This window comes from Streptomyces sp. NBC_00390, from assembly GCF_036057275.1.
GTDB lineage: Bacteria > Actinomycetota > Actinomycetes > Streptomycetales > Streptomycetaceae > Streptomyces.
The window spans coordinates 5,028,197-5,046,844 of the sequence record NZ_CP107945.1 but is presented as its reverse complement, the minus strand read 5'-3'; the positions used below and the strand labels follow the sequence as shown (position 1 = coordinate 5,046,844).

Here is an 18,648-nt window from a genome sequence, read left to right as displayed (position 1 = left end):
GCGGCGGACGCACGACGGCCCCGGGTGTTCGCCAGGAACACCCGGGGCCGCCCCCCTGTACCGCGACGGGACTCCCGTCACCGCGACGGACCCCCGTACCGCCGTCGTCGGCCGTCGCGGCAGCTGTCGCCGCTACTCCGAGGCGATCGCGTTCAGCACGTTCATCCGTCCTGCCCGGAACGCCGGCACCAGCGCCGCGAACAGACCCACGAACGCCGAGGCCACGAAGACCGTCGTGATCGTCGGCCACGGGATCTCCAGGACGCCCAGGCCCTCGAGCGCCAGCAGCTTCTGGGCCGCCGTGCCCCAGCCCATGCCCAGGCCGAGGCCGAGCAGCGCGCCGAACAGGGCAATGACGACGGACTCCAGGCGGATCATGCGGCGCAGCTGGCGGCGCGAGAGGCCGATCGCCCGCATCAGACCGATCTCCCGGGTCCGCTCGACCACCGACAGGGCGAGGGTGTTCACCACACCCAGCACGGCGACGATGATGGCGAGTGCCAGCAGGCCGTAGACGATGTTCAGCAGCTGGCCGACCTGCTTCTTCAGGTCCTCCTTGAAGTCGGTCTGGTTCTGCACCTTGTACTGCGGGTACTTGGCCAGCGACTTCTTGACGGCGGCGTAGGCCTCCTTCTCCTTGCCGTCCTCCGCCTTCGCGAACATGATCATGTTCTTCGGCATCTTGTCGGCGGGCACATACTGCGCGGCGGTCGTGATGTTCATGTACATCGCGCCCTTGTCGACGCTCGTGTCGTCGGAGGTGATCGCCGCGACCTTCAGGCCGGCCGTCCCGCCGTTCTTGAACGCGACCTTGATCGTGTCGCCGACCTTGACGCCATGGCGCTCGGCGTAGGCGTCACCGACGGACATCGCGTTCTTCCCGTAGGCGGCCGAGAGCTCGCCGGCGACGGTCTCGCGGCGGAGGTCCTGGGCGTACGTCGGGTCGGCGGCGACCAGTTGCTCGTCCTCCGCCTTGCCGTCCGGCGCGGTGATCTTCGCCGGCATGCCCTTGTACTCGGTGACGTACTCGATGCCCGGTGTCCGCTCCAGGGCCCGCTGGGCCTGGGGGACGATGGCCCGGCCGTCGTTGCCGGCGGACTGCATGATGAAGTCGGCGCCGACCGACTTGTCGAGCTGCTCGGTCGCCGAGGCGACCATGGACGAGCCGACCACCGACAGGCACGCCACCAGGGCGAGGCCGATCATCAGGGCGGCGCCGGTCGCTCCCGTACGGCGTGGGTTGCGCAGTGCGTTGCGCTCGGCCATGCGGCCGACCGGGCCGAACATCCGCAGCACCAGCGCGCTGATCACCCTGACCACGACGCCCGCCAGCAGCGGGCCGACGACCACGAAGCCGATGAGGGTCAGGACCACGCCGAGGCCGAGGAACATCGAGCCCTCGCGCGCCTTGTCGGCCTGCGTGGCGACCATCAGTGCCGCGGCGCCGCCGCCGGTGAGGACAAGGCCGATCAGGGCGCGGACCCGGCCGGCCTTGCCGTCCGCCGGAGTTCCGGCGTCGCGCAGGGCGGCCATCGGGGAGACCTTGCCGGCCCGGCGGGCCGGGATGTACGCGGCGAAGACGGTGACGACGACGCCGAGCGTCATGCCGACGAGAGGGGTCGTCCACTTCACGGTCAGGTCGGCTGTAGAGAGGTTCATGCCCGTCGCCGACATCAGCTTCATCAGACCGACGGCGAGGCCGACGCCGGCGGCGACGCCCGCGACGGAGCCGACGAACCCGAGCAGCAGCGCCTCGACGAGCACGGAACGGTTGACCTGGCCGCGGCTGGAGCCGATCGCCCGCATCAGGCCGATCTCGCGGGTGCGCTGGGCGACCAGCATCGAGAAGGTGTTGACGATCAGGAAGATGCCGACGAGGAGGGCGATCCCGGCGAAGCCGAGCATCGCGTACTTCATCACCTTGAGGAAGGATCCGACTTCCTCACGGCCCGCGTCCGCGGCTTCCTTCGCGGTCTGCAGCTTGTACGGGGCCTCCAGCGCCGCGTCCACGTTCCGCTTGAGCACATCGTCGCTGACGCCCGGCGCGGCGGTGACCGCGATGTGGGTGAACAGGCCCTCCCTGCCGAGCAGTTCACGCTGGGCGGTAGCGGTGTCGAAGTAGACGACGGCCGCGCCCGGGTTGGTGACCTTGAAGGAGGCGATGCCGGAGATCTTCGCGGTGAAGTCACCGGTGACGGTGATGGTGCGCAGTTCGTCGCCGAGCTTCAGGCCGTGCTTGTCCGCGGTGTCGGCGTCGACCATCACCTCGGTGGGACCGCGCGGGCCGTGGCCGGAGGTGATCTCCATCGCCTTGAGGTCGTTCTGCGTCCAGGCACCGGCGATCGTCGGTGCGCCGCCCGTGGAACCCATGTTCTTGTTCTCGGAGTTGACGACCGTCACGCTCATGGAGACGACCGCGCCCTCTGCGGACTTCACCCCCTCGGCCCTCTCCACCTGCTGGACGAGCGAGGCGGGCAGTGTGGCGGGCTTGCCGGTCGCCGGGTTGTCGTCGTCGCCCGAGCCCTTGGCGCTGACGGTGACGTCGGAGGCGGTCGCGGCGAAGAGCTTGTCGAAGGTGGTGTTCATGGTGTCGGTGAACACCAGCGTGCCGGACACGAAGGCCACGGACAGCAGCACCGCCACCGCCGAGAGGGCCATCCGGCCCTTGTGCGCGAAGAAGTTGCGCAGGGAGGTCTTGAGCACGGTCACGACGTCCGCCCCCGGGCGTCGAAGTCCTTCATGCGGTCGAGGACGGCGTCGGCGGTGGGCCGGTGCATCTCGTCGACGATCCGGCCGTCGGCCAGGTACAGGACGCGGTCCGCGTAGGAGGCGGCGACGGGGTCGTGGGTGACCATCACGATGGTCTGGCCCAGCTCGTCGACGGAGCGCCGCAGGAAGCCCAGCACCTCCGCGCCGGCACGCGAGTCCAGGTTTCCTGTCGGCTCGTCACCGAAGATGATCTCGGGCCGGGCGGCGAGCGCCCTGGCGACCGCGACACGCTGCTGCTGACCGCCCGAGAGCTGGGTGGGCCGGTGCCCCAGCCGGTCCGCCAGACCCACGGTCTCGACAACCCGGTTCAGCCAAGCGGCGTCCGGCTTACGGCCGGCGATGTCCATGGGAAGCGTGATGTTCTCCAGGGCGTTGAGCGTCGGCAGCAGGTTGAACGCCTGGAAGATGAAGCCGATGCGGTCCCGACGCAGTTGGGTGAGCTTCTTGTCCTTGAGACCGGTGATCTCGGTCTCGTCGATGTGGATCTGCCCGGAGGTGACGGTGTCGAGCCCGGCCAGGCAGTGCATCAGCGTCGACTTACCGGAGCCGGACGGCCCCATGATGGCCGTGAACTGCCCGCGTGCGATGTCCACATCGACGTGGTCGAGCGCGACCACGCGGGTCTCACCGGCGCCGTATGCCTTGACGACCTGCCGCCCCCGTGCGGCGACGGCCGACCGCCCTCCGGTTTCCCCTCGTGCGGGGGTGGTTACAGCCGTAGTCACCGTAGATCTCCTAGTTCTGGAAGTGGACGAGGCTCTGGAAGCGGATGAGCGTCACTGCCTCGTATGCATTGAGTCTTGCGGCGATGGCTCTCCGGCGCGCTGGTGCGCAGCGCAGTCTTGAGCCGGGGGTTTTCCCCACCCCCGCCTGGTGCCGGCCTCAGCTGCGGCCGTAAGACCAAGTTAAGGAATCGCCCCCTGCCCGCTCGTCGTCCCGGGGAACGAACAACCCCTGGCCCTAAGTAAGGAGTAGCCCTTAGGGGTCCTCCACCTCCGGGTGGAGGGGCATGGCTCGAGACTGCACCCTCCCCCTGCGTGAGGCTCAAGTGAGAAGGTGTCCCGGGAAATAGATGCATGACGAAAGGACCCGGCGTGGGCACCACGGACGAGAGCCCCGGCGGCCGTGCGGCCGCCGGGATCACCGGTCTTGACGACGCCCGGGCCGCTCCCGCCGGCCGGCGGCGTGGCGCCGTCGTGGCCGCGCTGATGCTCGGGATGGCGCTCGCTGCGCTCGACGGGACCGTCGTGTCCACGGCCGTACCGCAGATCGTCGGCGACCTCGGGGGCTTCGCCGTCTTCTCGTGGCTCTTCTCCGGCTACCTGCTCGCCGCCACCGTCACCCTGCCGGTGTACGGCAAGCTCTCCGACACCTTCGGCCGCAAGCCCGTCCTGGTCGCCGGCATCGTGCTCTTCCTGATCGGCTCGCTGCTGTGCGCCGCCGCCTGGAGCATGACCTCGCTCATCGCCTTCCGTGTGGTGCAAGGACTCGGTGGCGGCGCGCTCCAGGGCACCGTGCAGACCATCGCCGCCGATCTCTATCCCCTCGAGGAACGCCCCAGGATCCAGGCCCGACTGTCCACGGTGTGGGCGACGTCGGCGGTCGCCGGTCCCGCGATCGGCGGGCTGCTCGCCGCGTACGCCGACTGGCGCTGGATCTTCCTGATCAACCTCCCGGTCGGCGCGGTCGCCCTGTGGCTGGTGGTCCGCCATCTCGTCGAACCGGCCCGGGCGGCACCGGCCGTCCGCCCCCGTATCGACTGGGCGGGCGCGCTGCTGGTGTTCGCCACCGGCACCCTGCTGCTGACGGCGCTGGTCCAGGGCGGCGTCGCCTGGCCCTGGCTGTCGGCGCCCTCGCTCGCGATGTTCGGCGGCAGCGCCGTACTGATCGCGGCGACCGTCGCCGTGGAACGGCGCGCCGCGGAGCCGGTCATCCCCGGCTGGGTGTGGCGCCGCCGCACCATCGCGGCCGTCAACCTCGCGCTCGGGGCCCTGGGCCTGCTGATGGTCGCCCCGACGGTCTTCCTGCCGACCTACGCCCAGTCCGTGCTCGGCCTCGGTCCGATCGCCGCCGGCTTCGTCCTGTCGATCATGACGCTCAGCTGGCCGGTCAGCGCCGCCCTGTCCAGCCGCGTCTACACCCGCATCGGCTTCCGGCGGACGGCCATCATCGGTATCTCGCTGGCCGGGCTGATCCTCGCGGCCTTCCCGCTGCTGCCCTATCCCGCCGAGCCCTGGCAGCCGGCCCTGGTCATGCTGCTGCTCGGCGGAGCGCTCGGACTGTTCCAGCTGCCGCTGATCGTCGGCGTCCAGTCCACGGTGGGCTGGTCGGAGCGCGGCACGACCACCGCCTCGGTCCTGTTCTGCCGCCAGGTCGGCCAGACCATGGGCGCTGCGCTGTTCGGCGCGCTCGCCAACGCGGTGATCGCGTCCCGCCTCGGCGGCGGCGATCTGGACTCGGTCTCCCACGCCCTGGCCGGCGCCGGTTCGGCGCCCGCGGAGCATCTGCGGCACGCCGTGGCGACGGCGGTGGACCGGGTGTACATGGGGGCGGCGGGTGCGGCCGGCCTCGCGCTACTGGCGGTGATCCTGGTGGCGCCGCGGAGATTCCCGGTCATCGCCGACAAGCCGGACGCCTGACCGGAGCTCCCGCGGGCCGATGCGCGCGTACACACGGGATCGTCACCGAAACGACATACCGTCCAGTCGGCGAACCCCTTACGTCGGCGCGGTACCGATGAGTAACGTACGCGGACCACCAGCGCCACCCGCCCGCCCCCGAGGGCGGCAAGGAGCAAGACACATGTCGTACCACCACCGCTTCCCGGACCCACCGCCCTCGCAGCAGCCCTGGAGCGCGGCCCCCCAGTACGGGGGCACCGCCCCGCAGGCATGGGACCAGAGCTGGGGCACCCCGCAGGCATGGGACGAGACCTGGGACACCGCCCCGCAGGCGGAGCCGGAGCCCGACCGTCACTACGGCGATCCGTACAGCTCCCGCGACGACATGCACCAGCTCCGCAGGGGCTACCAGAAGCTCCGGCGCGTCTCGACCTTCACCGCGCTCGGTTACTTCGTCGCGTTCCTCTTCCTGTCCGGTTACGCCCCCGGGATGATGACCGGCGAGGTCTCCGGCGGCCTCACCACCGGCGTGCTGCTCGGGCTCCTCACGCTGCCCGTCACGCTGGCGGCGATCGCGGCCTACGAGCGCATCGCACGCCGCCGCGTCGACCCGCTCGCCGCGACGATCCGTGAACACGCCGAGTACGCGGCCCAGGCGGCCGCACCCTGGCAGGAGCGCCCGAGCCGTACCGCGCAGGCCGGCCGGCAGCACCGCGCGGGAGGTGCGCACGCATGATCAGCTTCAGCTCCGAAGCCCAGACCATGTCCCTGGTCGCGTTCATCACCGTCATCACCGTCACGCTGCTGCTGTGTGTGATGACCGGCCCCGACCGCGACGACCTGGGCGAGTTCTACACCGGCTACCGCTCGCTGTCCCCGATGCAGAGCGGCCTCGCCATCGCCGGCGACTACATCTCCGCGAGCACCGTGCTCGCCACCATCGGCGTCATCGCGCTGATCGGCTACGACGGGCTCACGCTCGCCCTGAGCACCGTGCTCTCGCTGGTCCTGATGATGTTCCTGCTCGCCGAACCGCTGCGGAACGCGGGCCGGTTCACGATGGGTGACGTCTTCACCCGCCGTACCCCCGGCCCGGCCGTGCGAATGACCACGGCCGCTGTCACCTTGGTCGCGCTGCTGCCGCTGGTGGTCTTCCAGCTCGCGGGCGCGGGCGATCTGCTGGCCGTCGTCCTCGGCTTCCACGGCGAGGGCTTCAAGACGGGCGCCATCGTGTTCCTGGGGCTGCTGATGATCGCCTACGCGGCCATCGGCGGCATGAAGGGCACCGCCTTCATCCAGATCGTCAAGACCGTCGTCCTGCTCGGTGCGTCCACCGCCATCGCGGCGCTCATCCTGAACCGCTTCGACTTCAGCGTGCCCGACCTCCTGGACGCGGCGAAGGCCGGCAGCGGCCTCGGGGACCTGTACCTCACCTCCGGCATGCAGTTCGGCGGCAGTGAGATCGACATGATCACGGCGCAGCTCACCGTCGTGCTCGGTGCGGCGGTCCTGCCGCACATCACCATGCGTATGTTCACCGCCCGCAGCGCGGCCGCCGTACGGCGATCGATGTCCTGGGCCGTGTCGACCGTCGTCGTCACCTGCGTCCTGCTCGCCGTGATCGGCTTCGGCGCGGCGGCGATCGTCGGGCACAAGGTGCTCGTCGCCGGCGACCCGCAGGGCAAGACCGCGTTCCTGATGGTCAGCCAGGCCGTCATGGGCGCGGACCCGACCACCTTCGAGACCCTGCTGTTCACGGCGGTGGCCACGGCGATCTTCCTCACCCTGCTCGCCTCGGTCGCCGGAATCACTCTGGCCTGTGCCAACACCCTGGCGCACGACTTCATCGCCCACGGGCTGCGCAGGTCCAACCTGTCGCCGTTCAAGGAGATGGCCATCGCCCGGAGCGCGGCGGCGGGCGTCGGCCTGGTCGCACTCTTCCTCGCGGCAGCGGCCAGGGAGCTGCCCCTCCAGGCCATGGTCACCCTGTCGTTCTGCATCGGCGCGTCTGCGGTCGCCCCCGCACTGGTCTACAGCCTGTTCTGGCGCCGCTACACGCGCCGGGGTCTGCTGGCCACCCTGATCGTGGGCGCCGGCTCCGCGCTCATCCTGATGACCGGCAGCAACCTCGTCTCGGGCACCCCGCAGGCCATGTTCCCCGCTCAGGACTTCAACTGGTTCCCGTTCACCACCTCGGGTCTCGTGTCGGTCCCGCTGGGCTTCCTGGCGGGCTGGATCGCCACGATCCGCTCCCCGCGCGAGGCAGCGGTGCAGGAGCAGCAGTACGAGCCGTTCGAGACGACGATCCTCACGGGCGCGTCGTCACGCGAGTCCTGACGGATCCCGTACAACGACAGGGGTGCCCGGCCTGCGCATGCAGGCCGGGCACCCCTGTTTCGTCAGCGGGTCACAGCAGCCCGTCCCACATCTGCTCGAGCAGCACCGACCACCAGCTCTCCGGCGACGCCAGCGCCGCCGGGTCCAGGGCCGCGAGCTGGGCCTGGAAGTCGACCGTCCAGCGGCCCGCCTGCTCCGGGCTGAGGCCGAAGCGCAGCCGCCACATGCGGCCGAGCAGCGCCAGGCAGCGGACGAACTCCGGCAGACCTGTGTTCACGAACTGCGGCGCCACCGGCTGACCGCCCGGGCCTGCCTCGACCGGCACCGCGACGATGTGCGCCGTGCCGTACTGGACGCAGATCGCGCGGCCGAAGTCGCTGCCGACCACCAGGTACGATCCCGCGTCCGAGGCCGGCTGGACCTGCCGCTGGGCCGCGAGCTCGGCGAGCGTCGGCACCACCGGCTGGGCCGGCTGCGCCCAGAAGAACGGGTTGAAGTCGCCCGGCAGACCCGCCCACACCAGGGTCGCCGCGACGATCTCCGGCACCCCCTGACGCGACACGGCCCGCTGGTCGAACCGGCACAGGCCCTGCGGTCCGAACGCGCCCACCAGCTCCTGCGCGATCCCCTCCGGCGGGATCGGCGGAGCCGGAGATACCTGGGGCAGCGGCGCACGCACCGGGGCGGGCCGCGCCGGGCCGTCCGCGACCTGATGCAACTCGCCCTGATGGATGAGCAGTTGCTGCATACCGCCCTGGCGGCTGGCGTGATCCCTGCCGTACGGGGCGATGTTCGTGATCCGCGCCTGGGGCCATGTCTCCCGGATCATCCGGGCGCAGTAGCCGCCCGGCAGCTCGCAGGACTCCAGTTCGGTGTGCAGCTCCAGGACCTGGTCGCTCGGGACGTTCATCCCGCGCAGCTCATGGAAGATCTGCCATTCCGGGTGCGGGGTACCGGGCGCCGAGCGGCGGATGAGCTGCTGCTCGGAGCCGTCGGGGGCGCGGTAGCGCAGTACCGCCTGGTAGCCGGGACCGACCGTCGGCACACCGCTCGGCTGCTGCGGATACCCGTACGCCGGCCGCATGCCGGGGGCACCCATCGGCGCCTGCGGTGCATGCGGAACGGGGCCGGGCGGGCCAGGAGGCTGTGGAGCGCCGGGGCCCATCGGCGACGGGTTGGCCAGCATCGTCGCCGCATGGTGCACACCGCCGCCGGGAGGCGGCGTCGCACCGGGCGCAGGCGGCGGGCCCGGCGGACCGGGCGGCTGGGGCGCCCCCGGACCCATCGGCGACGGGTTGGCCAGCATCGTCGCGGCATGGTGGGCACCGCCGCCGGGAGGCGGCGTCGCACCGGGCGCAGGCGGCGGGCCCGGCGGACCGGGCGGCTGGGGCGCCCCCGGACCCATCTGGCCCGGGTCGGCGAGCATCGTCGCGGCATGGTGGGCACCGGCACCGGGAGGCGGCGTCGCACCGGGCGCAGGCGGCGGACCGGGCGGACCCGGCGGCTGCGGGGCGTCCGGGCCGAGCTGGGAGACGAGCTGCGTCGGCAGATATCCGGCCGCCGGCGCACCGGGAGAACCCGGACCCGACGCCGGCGCGGGAGCGGCACCCGGCCGCGCCCCCGGGACACCCGGCGCGCCGGGCGGCGGAGGCGGGGCACTGTTGCCGCCGCGCGTACCGCGCGGCGGCAGCACCGCCTTACTCGTCGCCGCATCGGCAATGTCGGCGGCACCGGGCACGGGGGGCGCCGCCGGCGGTGGCGTGGCACCGGGCATCTGCGGCACGGGCGGTGTCGCAGCCTGCGCAGGAGCAGACGGCGCAGGGGCGGACGGCCCGGGAGCGGACGGCCCGGGCGGCTGCGGCTGCGACTGCGGGTTCAGACCCGGCACGATCGCCGTCCTCGGCAACTGGCTGCCACCCGACATCAGCGCCGTCGGCGCATCCGCACCCACGGCCGGCGGCGGTGTGTCGTCACGGTCGTCACCCGAGATCGGCGGCGCGAACACCGTCGCCGGAAGCGGCACGGACCCGTCGCCCTGCCCCGAGGCACTGGCGTCCGTCCAGCCGGCGCCCCCCGACTGCGGGGCAGGCGGGCCCGGCACGGCCGTCGGCTCATGGCTGTCGGCACCGCCGGCGCTGGGCCACGCGGAGCCGCCCTGCGAGGCGTTGCCCCCCGGGGACGAACCGGCGTCGGGCCATGACGAGCCGGGCGACGACGAACTTCCGCCCGCCTGCGAGGCATTGGACGCAACCGGGGCGGACGGGGTCGCATCGACCGGACCCGTGAGCACAGATGACGACTCATCAGCACCCGGCGTCACAGGCGTCGGAGCCGAGGTCCCCGACGACCCGGAGCCGGAAGAGGCGGAGGCCGGCGCTGCGTCCCGTGTCCCCGCACCCGAACGACGGTCCGGAATACCCAGCCTGTCCGCCGCGTCCTGGAGCCACTCCGGCGGGCTCAACAGGAACGACGTCTGGTTCAGATCGATCCGCTGCGGGGGCTCCGGCGCCGGCGCGCTGTGCTGCGCGACGCCGTACTCCTCCTCGTACCGGCGGATCACCTCACCCACCGGCAGCCCCGGCCACAGAGTCGCCTCACCGCTGTCCCTGGCAATCACCATCCGCTGCCGGCCGCCGTCCGAACGGACGCCGCCCTCGCGGTCCTCCGCCCAGACCACGAAGCCCAGCTCGAACTCCCGCACCCGCACCTCACGATGCTGATACGGAGGCACATCGCCGTTGACCCACTCCTCGGCGCGCTCCTGCGCCTGCGCAAAGGTCACCATCGGACCGTCACCCCTCGTCCGGAACCGGAACGGCACGCGCGAAGCCGCCGTCCACCATCAGGTTGGCCACGGTCTCCAGCTCCGGCGGACTGCCCGCCAGCCGCTGCAAGAACGCGTCGAAGTCCTCACCGCAGGGCAGCAACAGCCGCTCCACCCGCTCCTGCACACTCCACCCGTCCTGGTCACGGGCGTCGTCGTACGCGCAGAACCACACCGAACCGGTCCCGGAGCCCCTGACCTTCACCGCCAGGATCCCACCCTGGACGAAGCCGACGCCCAGGTAATCCTTCGTCAGATGGTCCCGCAGACACTTGTTGACGTACACCAGGTCGTTGACCGCGGCTTCGTCGCGCACCGTGAAGAACGGCTGATCGAGCAGAAGTCCGAGCTCCGCATCGAGCGCAGCTCCCACCGGCGCACAGCCGCCGGCCGCCTTCAGGAAGGAGCGATACGCACCGGGAAGGCGGTATCCCAGATCCTCCTCCACGCTCAGCAACTGCTGCTCGGTCACCGACACAGCACCCTTCGGCAGACCGAAATGCGCGGGCCGGGTCTCCTGCAACGGCCGTGTACCACGCTTGTTCTGGTCGACCGCCGTCGTCGCCAGCCCACCGTGATGCCGCAGAAGCGCCTTCACCTCCACCGGAACCAGCTCCAGCCGGCGCGTACCCGGCACGTGATGCCAGGTCCAGCCGTGCGGAGTCGCCACCGGGGAAATCGTGTCCCACAACTCGTGGCCCTCGGCCGACAGAGCCGCATTCGCCGACACGTAGTCGGTGAGGCGCAGCTCGTCCACGCCGAAGCCCTCCGGGGGCTCGGCGATGTCCGCCGCCGCGCGCGCGTACAGCGAGAAATCCGGATAGCCGTTCTCGTCCACACGCACACCCCTGGGGTGGCGGGAGGCCCGGACCGGGTCCGGGAAGTTCACGACCTGCCCGGCGTAGGCCGCGTTCGGTGGCGCGGCGTGCCCGAGCCGACCTGTCGTCATGGCGGTTGCCCCCTGCTGCGTCCGACTGATTCAGCACAGCCTAAGCGGTGCCGCATCAAGAGGATCCGGCGCTCCGCTTCCGTAACGAACAGTCACATTCGGGTGACCCAGTGACGACGCGGCGACACGTTTCACACGTTTCCGCGCCCCAGCTTCCACACCCCCCTTCCCATTTGGCAGGCTGTCCCCGCAACTCGGGGGAGTGCAGGGAGGGACAAACGCACCATGCACACAGCGCAACCAAGTACGTCGGGTGATCCACGCCTCAACTGGGGCAGCGCCGAGTCCGGACGGCCGCCCGGACTCCGGCACCGGCGCGACGGCATCCTGCCCGCCGTCGCGGCCGCACTCTCCGTGCGCGGCCAGACCTTCACCTGCACCGCGGGCAAGGCCGACCAGCCGCCCGTCCTCCACCCGCTCGTACAGGACTTCCTCGACACCCTCACCAGCGGGCAGCGCGAACGGTTCACCGGGCGCTGCCCCGAGGCCATCCTGCTCTCCCGGCATCTGGCCGCCACCGAGAACCAGCGCTCCAAGCGCGCCCAGCGGAAACCGCTGACCCACAGCGAGGCCCGGCGCGCCTTCAAGCAGGCCAAACTCACCGCACGGCGCATCCGGGAGGACGGTGACCCGCTGCACGGCAGCTACGCGCCGCCCTGCCGGTCCTGCTCCGCCATGCTCGACCACTTCGGGGTCCACCCCGTCGACCCGCACGCACCCGAGATCGGCTGACCCCGCACACATGCCCGACCACCTCAGCACCACGCGGTTCCCCGTCGCCGTCGACGCCGCCCTGCGGGAATCCGGCTGGCAGCCGGGCCGCTGGGACATCAAGCAGGCGGAGCAGTGGGCCGACACCCTGCGCGCCCATGTCTCACCGGCAGGCCACCGGCACACCGTCTTCCCCGCCGTCGTCGAGGCATGGGCGGAGTTCGGCGGGCTGCACATCACCGCCCTCGGACCGGGCCGCCAGCACGCGCCCACGCCCGTGCACGTCGACCCCCTCGCCGGCCTCCACCTGGCCCGTACGCTCGCCGACCTCGGCCGCGCGCTGGACACCGAGATCTCCCCGCTCGGTATGGAGGGCGACCACCAGGCCGTCCTGGCCATGGACATCGAAGGCCGCGTCTACAGCATCGACCACACCGGCGACTGGTACCTCGGCCCCGACATCGACCAGGCTCTCGGCACCCTGATCACCGGGCTGTTGCCCGCACGCCTCACCTCGGGGTGACGCCCGCGGCCCGCGGGCCTGCCGCACGCCACCGGACCGCGCCGCCGCAGCCTCACTCCTGAGCGACGCCGTCCGGGAGTACCGCCGAGACCCGGAATCCACCCGCGTCCGTCGGGCCCGACACGAACACCCCGCCCAGCGCGGTCACACGCTCCCGCATGCCCACCAGGCCGTTGCCCCCGCTCGGCAGCCCGGCGATCGCCGCACCGCCCGACGCGTCCGGAGCACCGTTCTCCACCTGCATCGCGACCTCCGAGGACCGGTGCGCCAGGCGCACCATGACCTTCGCCCCCGCCGCATGCTTGTGGACATTCGTCAGTGCCTCCTGGACGACCCGGAACGCGGTCCGCTCCACCTGCGGCGCATAACCGCGCGCGTCCCCCTGCACCGCGAACTCCACCACCATCCCCGCCTGCCGCGACTGCCCGATCAGCGCCTCGATGTCACCGAGCGACGGCCCGTCCTCGGCCGCCGCAGCCGCGGCAGCGGCCGCAGCCGCCCCGACCGCCGCCAGCGGAACCACCGCCGCCGCCACCGGAACCGCCCGCTTCTCACTCTCGCCCGCCCGCAGCACCCCGAGCATCTCCCGCAGCTCCGTGAGCGCCTGCCGGCCCATGTCCCCCACCAGCGCCGCGTTCCTCACCGCCTTCTGCGGGTCCTTGAGCGCCACCGCCTGGAGCGCGGCCGCATGCACCACCATCAGACTCACCCGGTGCGCGACCACATCGTGCATCTCCCGTGCGATCCGCGTCCGCTCCTCGGTACGCGCCCACTGCGCCCGCTGCTCCGCCCGGTCCGCCAGCAGCGACAACTCCTGCTCGAGGCTGTCCGCCCGCTCCCGCAGGCTCTCCATCAACCGCCGCCTGGCCCCTATGTACAACCCGAGCAGCACCGGCGGCGCGGTCAGGCCCAGTGCCATGAACCCGGCCATCACCGGCGCGTACCACGCCCCCGGCCGGAAGTCCTCCGCCGCCGCTACGTCCTGGCGCACCTGCACGAACGCCACGATGAACGTCGCGGCCAGCGACATCCCCGCGAGCATCGCCGTGATCCGGCGCGGCACCTCGGACGCGGCGAGCGTATAGAGCCCGACCAGGACCATCAGATAGCCCATCTCGGCCGGTGTGGTCGCGATCGACACCAGCACCACGGCGATCGGCCACCGCCGCCGCACCACCAGCACCGAGCCGACAACCAGCCCGAACAGCACGCCGAGCGGTACAGGCAACGCGGCTCTCTCCGCGAACCTGACCCCCTCCAGCGCGCACTCAAAGGCAGAGACGGCAGCCAGCCCCACGTCCAGCGCAGCACTGCGCCGCCGCCCCCACCACAGCGGGCCACGGGCGGTCGACCCCGTGACTTCCTGCTGCGCCCCCGTTGTGGTCATGCGTTCCAGCCTACGGGCGGGCGCGAGTCATTTTCGGGGGACCGTATGAGCACGGAACGTGTCCGACGGCTCCCGGAACGGTCGCCGGTGCACCGAGCACGCACCGGGCTATGGCGTCGCATCGAAGGCCCTTGGTACGGCATAGTGTTGGATGCTGGTCCGACGGCCTGACCAACTGTCCGGTTTAGTCAGACTTAATCCCCTGTGGTGTAATTGGCAGCACTGAGGCTTTTGGTGCCTTATGTCCGGGTTCGAGTCCTGGCGGGGGAGCTGAGCAGCTCGGGTCCTGACCTCCACCGGTCGGGACCCGCATTCGTTTCCCGCCGCTGGAGGTCCGGGGGACCCACCAGTTCAGGACGGGTCCCCCCGGTATCCTCGGGGTGTCCACCACCCGAAGCCGAAGGGCATTCCCGTGAGCGCCAACCGCCCGGCAGCCGTCGTCGTCCTCGCAGCGGGTGAAGGCACCCGCATGAAGTCGAGGACCCCCAAGGTCCTGCACGAGATCTGCGGGCGCTCGCTCGTCGGACATGTCGTCTGCGCCGCCCGTGAACTCGACCCCGAACAGCTCGTCGTGGTCGTCGGCCACGCCCGCGAGCAGGTCGAGGCCCATCTCGGCGAGCACTACGCCGGTACCCGTACCGCCTTCCAGGCCGAGCAGAACGGCACCGGGCATGCCGTACGCATGGGGCTCGAGGAGCTCGGGGGCCGGCCGGCCGGGACCGTGGTCGTCGTGTGCGGTGACACTCCCCTTCTCTCCGGCGAGACCCTGACCGCGCTCGCCGCCACCCACGCCGCCGACGGCAACGCCGTCACCGTGCTGACCGCCGAGGTCCCGGACTCCACCGGGTACGGGCGGATCGTGCGCGATGCGGCCACCGGGGCGGTCACCGCGATCGTGGAGCACAAGGACGCCACCGACGAGCAGCGTGCGATCCGGGAGATCAACTCCGGGGTGTTCGCCTTCGACGGCCGGCTGCTCGTGGATGCGCTGGGCAAGGTCCGCACGGACAACAGCCAGGGCGAGGAGTACCTCACGGATGTGCTCGGGATCCTGCGGGAGGCCGGGCACCGCGTGGGTGCGTCGGTGGCCGCCGATCACCGGGAGATCCTCGGCATCAACAACCGCGTCCAGCTGGCCGAGGCGCGCCGCCTGCTGAACGAGCGGCTGCTGGAGCGGGCCATGCTCGCCGGTGTGACCGTGGTGGATCCGGCGTCGGTGCTGGTGGATGTGACGGTCACGTTCGAGCCGGATGCGGTGGTGCATCCGGGGACGCAACTGCTGGGCGCCACGCATGTCGCGGAGGGTGCCGAGGTGGGTCCGCATACGCGGCTGACCGACACCAAGGTCGGTGCGGGCGCCCGGGTGGACACCACCGTCGCGGACTCCGCGGTGGTGGGCGAGGGGGCGTCGGTGGGTCCGTTCGCGTATCTGCGTCCTGGCACGAGGCTCGGACTGAAGGCCAAGGCGGGCACGTTCGTCGAGATGAAGAACGCGTCCGTGGGTGAGGGCACGAAGGTTCCGCACCTGTCGTACGTGGGGGACGCGACGATCGGTGACCACACGAACATCGGCGCCGCGAGCGTGTTCGTGAACTACGACGGAGAGGCCAAGCACCACACGACCATCGGGTCTCACTGCAAGACCGGGTCGGACAACATGTTTGTGGCTCCTGTCACGATCGGGGACGGCGCCTACACGGCCGCGGGCTCGGTGATCACGAAGGATGTGCCGGCCGGTTCACTGGCCGTCGCCCGGGGCCAGCAGCGGAATATCGACGGCTGGGTGGCCCGCAAGCGCCCGGGAAGCGCGGCCGCACAGGCGGCCGAAGCGGCAACAGAACGGGTCGTCGAGGAGAACTGACCGGAAACAGGTGCGTCGAACACGGCGTACCGTGATTGGTGCACGCAAATTCGGCTGGCTCGCGCCCAGAACTCTCGCGGCCAGGGAACACGTCTGAGGAGACAGTGCTGTGACCGGGATCAAGACGACCGGCGAGAAGAAGATGATGCTCTTCTCCGGCCGCGCCCACCCCGAGCTGGCCGAGGAGGTTGCACACCAGTTGGGTGTCGGCCTCGTCCCTACCAAGGCTTTCGACTTCGCCAACGGCGAGATCTACGTCCGCTTCCAGGAGTCGGCGCGCGGCGCGGACTGCTTCGTGATGCAGAGCCACACGGCTCCCATCAACAAGTGGATCATGGAACAGCTGATCATGATCGATGCTCTGAAGCGGGCCTCGGCCCGGAGCATCACCGTGATCATCCCGTCGTACGGCTACGCCCGTCAGGACAAGAAGCACCGTGGCCGTGAACCGATCTCGGCCCGTCTGGTCGCGGACCTGCTGAAGTGTTCGGGTGCGGACCGCATCCTGACCGTCGATCTGCACACGGACCAGATCCAGGGCTTCTTCGACGGCCCGGTCGATCATCTGTCGGCGCTGCCGGTGCTCGCGGACTACGTGGGCGCGAAGGTGGACCGCAACAAGCTGACGGTCGTCTCCCCCGACGCGGGCCGCGTGCGAGTGGCCGACCGCTGGTGCGACCGGCTGGACGCCCCGCTGGCGATCGTGCACAAGCGCCGGGACAAGGACGTCGCCAACCAGGTGACCGTTCACGAGGTCGTCGGTGAGGTCAAGGGCCGGGTCTGCGTCCTGGTGGACGACATGATCGACACGGGTGGCACGATCTGCGCGGCCGCGGACGCACTGTTCGCGCACGGCGCCGAGGACGTCATCGTGACGGCGACGCACGGCATCCTGTCCGGCCCGGCGGCCGACCGTCTGAAGAACTCGAAGGTGAGCGAGTTCGTTCTGACCAACACCCTGCCGACCCCCGGTGAGCTGGAGCTCGACAAGATCACCGTGCTGTCGATCGCGCCGACGATCGCGCGTGCGGTGCGTGAGGTGTTCGAGGACGGCTCGGTGACGAGTCTGTTCGAGGAGCAGGGCTAGACACGGTTCCGGAAGGCCGCACCCGTTTCGCCGGGTGCGGCCTTCCGTGTGCCCGGCCGGTGATCGATTGGGTTCCCGGGGCCGCCGTGCGTAGACTGTCGAAGTTGCTCGGCGAGGGAGGCCGCACCGTGTGTGCGGCGGTCCGTTATCGACGCGCTCTTCGTAGCAGGCCTGTCGTGGCCGGGTGACCGCCACCAGATCTTTCTTTACGAGGAGTGCACATGTCCGAGGTGAAGCTCGCCACCGAGGTCCGTTCGGAGTTCGGCAAGGGTGCCGCCCGTCGTATCCGCCGTGACAGCAAGGTTCCCGGCGTTCTGTACGGCCACGGCATCGACCCGGTCCACGTCACGCTGCCGGGGCACGAGCTGCTGCTCGCCCTGCGTACCCCGAACGTCCTTCTTGCCCTGGAGATCGAGGGCAAGAAGGAGCTCGCGATCCCGAAGGCCGTGCAGCGGGACCCGCTGAAGGGCTTCCTGGAGCACGTCGACCTCCTGCTCGTGAAGCGCGGCGAGAAGGTCACGGTCGAGGTTCCGGTCGTCGCCGAGGGCGAGCTGGCCCCGGGCAACTTCCTGCTCGAGCACGTGCTGAACGCCCTGCCGGTCGAGGCTGAGGCCACCCACATCCCCGAGTCCTTCACGGTTTCGGTGGAGGGCCTGGAGGGTGGCGCGTCGGTGCTCGCGAAGGACATCCCGCTGCCCAAGGGCACGACCCTGGCCGTCGAGGACGACACCGTCGTCCTGCAGATCCTGGCCGCGCAGGCCGAGGAGCCGGCTGCCGAGGCCGAGACCGAGGCGGCCGAGGGCGAAGTGGCCGCGGAGGCCTGAGCCGTATCCTCTCTGTGAGGCTTGACGGGGTGGCGGGCTGCGGCCCGCCGCCCCGTTCCTCTGTTCCCGCTTCCGGTTTTCGGTTCCGGCCTTTGGTACGAGGAGACGCAGCGCGATGTCCGACGCGAACGAACCCTGGCTGATCGCGGGTCTCGGCAACCCCGGGCCCGGGTATGCAGCGAACCGTCACAATGTCGGGTTCATGGTCGCCGACCTGCTGGCCGAGCGCATCGGCGGCACCTTCAAGCGCGCCCAGAAGGCACAGGCGCAGGTTCTCGAGGGCCGGATCGGGGCGCCCGGACCCGCGAGCCGGCGGGTGATCGTGGTCAAGCCGATGTCGTACATGAATCTCTCCGGAGGCCCGGTGACGGCGCTGCGGGACTTCTACAAGGTGCCGACGGCGAACATCGTCGCCGTGCACGACGAGCTGGACATCGACTACGGCACGCTGCGGATCAAGCTCGGCGGCGGGGACAACGGGCACAACGGACTGAAGTCGATGACGAAGGCGATGGGTCCGGACTATCACCGCCTGCGGTTCGGGATCGGCCGGCCGCCGGGACGGATGCAGGTCGCGGACTTTGTGCTGAAGGACTTCTCGCCGGCGGAGCGCAAGGAGCTGGACTACTTCGTGGACCGCGCGGCGGACGGGGTGGAGTGCCTGGTCACCGAGGGCCTGGAGCGGGCGCAGAGCGCGTACAACTCCTGAGTGGCACCGGCCGGCCGCTGAGATCTTCATCGCGTCGGCACGGCCG

At 70.8% G+C, this 18,648-nt stretch carries 14 protein-coding genes and 1 tRNA gene; 10 read left to right on the top strand and 5 right to left on the bottom strand.

Annotation, left to right across the window (positions count from 1 at the left end):
* Positions 1–132: 132 nt before the first annotated feature.
* Positions 133–2,709, bottom strand: a complete 2,577-nt coding sequence (locus tag OHS70_RS22255; RefSeq protein WP_328399735.1) for an ABC transporter permease — start codon at positions 2,707–2,709, stop codon at positions 133–135.
* On the bottom strand, positions 2,706–3,494 hold the full coding sequence (locus tag OHS70_RS22250; protein WP_328399733.1) for an ABC transporter ATP-binding protein: 789 nt from the start codon (positions 3,492–3,494) through the stop codon (positions 2,706–2,708). The genes OHS70_RS22255 and OHS70_RS22250 overlap by 4 nt, the downstream gene beginning before the upstream one ends.
* Positions 3,495–3,845: 351 nt before the next feature.
* On the opposite strand from OHS70_RS22250, the gene OHS70_RS22245 reads away from it, so the two are divergent.
* The 3 genes from OHS70_RS22245 (at position 3,846) to OHS70_RS22235 (ending at position 7,727) form a co-directional block, all read left to right on the top strand.
* Positions 3,846–5,408: an MFS transporter gene (locus OHS70_RS22245; RefSeq protein WP_328399731.1), complete on the top strand. Its 1,563-nt coding sequence runs from the start codon at positions 3,846–3,848 to the stop codon at positions 5,406–5,408.
* A 163-nt stretch (positions 5,409–5,571) separates the two neighbouring features.
* Positions 5,572–6,126, top strand: coding sequence for a DUF485 domain-containing protein (locus tag OHS70_RS22240; RefSeq protein WP_328399729.1), 555 nt, complete (start codon positions 5,572–5,574; stop codon positions 6,124–6,126).
* A complete protein-coding gene (locus tag OHS70_RS22235) occupies positions 6,123–7,727 on the top strand; it encodes a sodium/solute symporter (protein ID WP_328399727.1) in 1,605 nt (534 codons plus the stop codon). Before OHS70_RS22240 ends, OHS70_RS22235 begins: the two co-directional genes overlap by 4 nt.
* A 70-nt stretch (positions 7,728–7,797) precedes the next feature.
* On the opposite strand, the gene OHS70_RS22230 is transcribed toward OHS70_RS22235, so the two are convergent.
* Positions 7,798–10,512, bottom strand: a complete 2,715-nt coding sequence (locus tag OHS70_RS22230) for an SUKH-4 family immunity protein (protein WP_328399725.1) — start codon at positions 10,510–10,512, stop codon at positions 7,798–7,800.
* A 7-nt stretch (positions 10,513–10,519) separates the two neighbouring features.
* Positions 10,520–11,500: an SMI1/KNR4 family protein gene (locus OHS70_RS22225; protein WP_328399723.1), complete on the bottom strand. Its 981-nt coding sequence runs from the start codon at positions 11,498–11,500 to the stop codon at positions 10,520–10,522.
* Positions 11,501–11,725: 225 nt separating this feature from the next.
* On the opposite strand from OHS70_RS22225, the gene OHS70_RS22220 reads away from it, so the two are divergent.
* Both OHS70_RS22220 and OHS70_RS22215 read left to right on the top strand, forming a co-directional pair.
* Positions 11,726–12,232 carry a YwqJ-related putative deaminase gene (locus OHS70_RS22220; RefSeq protein ID WP_328399721.1) on the top strand — a complete coding sequence of 169 codons (507 nt, stop codon included), beginning with the start codon at positions 11,726–11,728 and terminating at the stop codon, positions 12,230–12,232.
* Between the two features lie 10 nt (positions 12,233–12,242).
* The gene (locus OHS70_RS22215) at positions 12,243–12,734 is read left to right on the top strand and encodes an SUKH-3 domain-containing protein (protein WP_328399719.1); all 492 of its coding nucleotides are present in this window, start codon (positions 12,243–12,245) and stop codon (positions 12,732–12,734) included.
* A gap of 52 nt (positions 12,735–12,786) precedes the next feature.
* Here OHS70_RS22215 and OHS70_RS22210 read toward each other — a convergent pair whose 3' ends face one another.
* Entirely contained in the window at positions 12,787–14,121 is a 1,335-nt protein-coding gene (locus OHS70_RS22210; protein ID WP_328399717.1) for a sensor histidine kinase, read from the bottom strand.
* A gap of 198 nt (positions 14,122–14,319) precedes the next feature.
* Here OHS70_RS22210 and OHS70_RS22205 point away from each other — a divergent pair.
* The 5 genes from OHS70_RS22205 (at position 14,320) to pth (ending at position 18,602) form a co-directional block, all read left to right on the top strand.
* A tRNA-Gln gene (locus tag OHS70_RS22205) sits at positions 14,320–14,391 on the top strand.
* A 142-nt stretch (positions 14,392–14,533) separates the two neighbouring features.
* Positions 14,534–15,982, top strand: coding sequence for a bifunctional UDP-N-acetylglucosamine diphosphorylase/glucosamine-1-phosphate N-acetyltransferase GlmU (gene glmU / locus OHS70_RS22200; RefSeq protein WP_328399715.1), 1,449 nt, complete (start codon positions 14,534–14,536; stop codon positions 15,980–15,982).
* A gap of 109 nt (positions 15,983–16,091) precedes the next feature.
* Complete coding sequence (locus tag OHS70_RS22195; RefSeq protein WP_328399713.1) at positions 16,092–17,069, top strand: ribose-phosphate diphosphokinase; 978 nt, start codon at positions 16,092–16,094, stop codon at positions 17,067–17,069.
* A 221-nt stretch (positions 17,070–17,290) separates the two neighbouring features.
* Positions 17,291–17,893 (top strand): 50S ribosomal protein L25/general stress protein Ctc, encoded by a 603-nt coding sequence (locus OHS70_RS22190; RefSeq protein WP_328399711.1) that lies wholly within the window; start codon positions 17,291–17,293, stop codon positions 17,891–17,893.
* 115 nt (positions 17,894–18,008) lie between these two features.
* Complete coding sequence (pth, locus tag OHS70_RS22185) at positions 18,009–18,602, top strand: aminoacyl-tRNA hydrolase (RefSeq protein WP_328399709.1); 594 nt, start codon at positions 18,009–18,011, stop codon at positions 18,600–18,602.
* Positions 18,603–18,648: the final 46 nt, after the last annotated feature.

Excerpts from the sequence above, each read along its gene's own strand:
- OHS70_RS22245 (WP_328399731.1), top strand. The coding sequence starts at position 3,846 with ATGACGAAAGGACCCGGCGTGGGCACCACGGACGAGAGCCCCGGCGGC.
- OHS70_RS22240 (WP_328399729.1), top strand. The coding sequence starts at position 5,572 with ATGTCGTACCACCACCGCTTCCCGGACCCACCGCCCTCGCAGCAGCCC.
- OHS70_RS22235 (WP_328399727.1), top strand. The coding sequence starts at position 6,123 with ATGATCAGCTTCAGCTCCGAAGCCCAGACCATGTCCCTGGTCGCGTTC.
- OHS70_RS22230 (WP_328399725.1), bottom strand. The coding sequence starts at position 10,512 with ATGGTGACCTTTGCGCAGGCGCAGGAGCGCGCCGAGGAGTGGGTCAAC.
- OHS70_RS22225 (WP_328399723.1), bottom strand. The coding sequence starts at position 11,500 with ATGACGACAGGTCGGCTCGGGCACGCCGCGCCACCGAACGCGGCCTAC.
- OHS70_RS22220 (WP_328399721.1), top strand. The coding sequence starts at position 11,726 with ATGCACACAGCGCAACCAAGTACGTCGGGTGATCCACGCCTCAACTGG.
- OHS70_RS22215 (WP_328399719.1), top strand. The coding sequence starts at position 12,243 with ATGCCCGACCACCTCAGCACCACGCGGTTCCCCGTCGCCGTCGACGCC.
- OHS70_RS22210 (WP_328399717.1), bottom strand. The coding sequence starts at position 14,121 with ATGACCACAACGGGGGCGCAGCAGGAAGTCACGGGGTCGACCGCCCGT.
- OHS70_RS22190 (WP_328399711.1), top strand. The coding sequence starts at position 17,291 with ATGTCCGAGGTGAAGCTCGCCACCGAGGTCCGTTCGGAGTTCGGCAAG.
- pth (WP_328399709.1), top strand. The coding sequence starts at position 18,009 with ATGTCCGACGCGAACGAACCCTGGCTGATCGCGGGTCTCGGCAACCCC.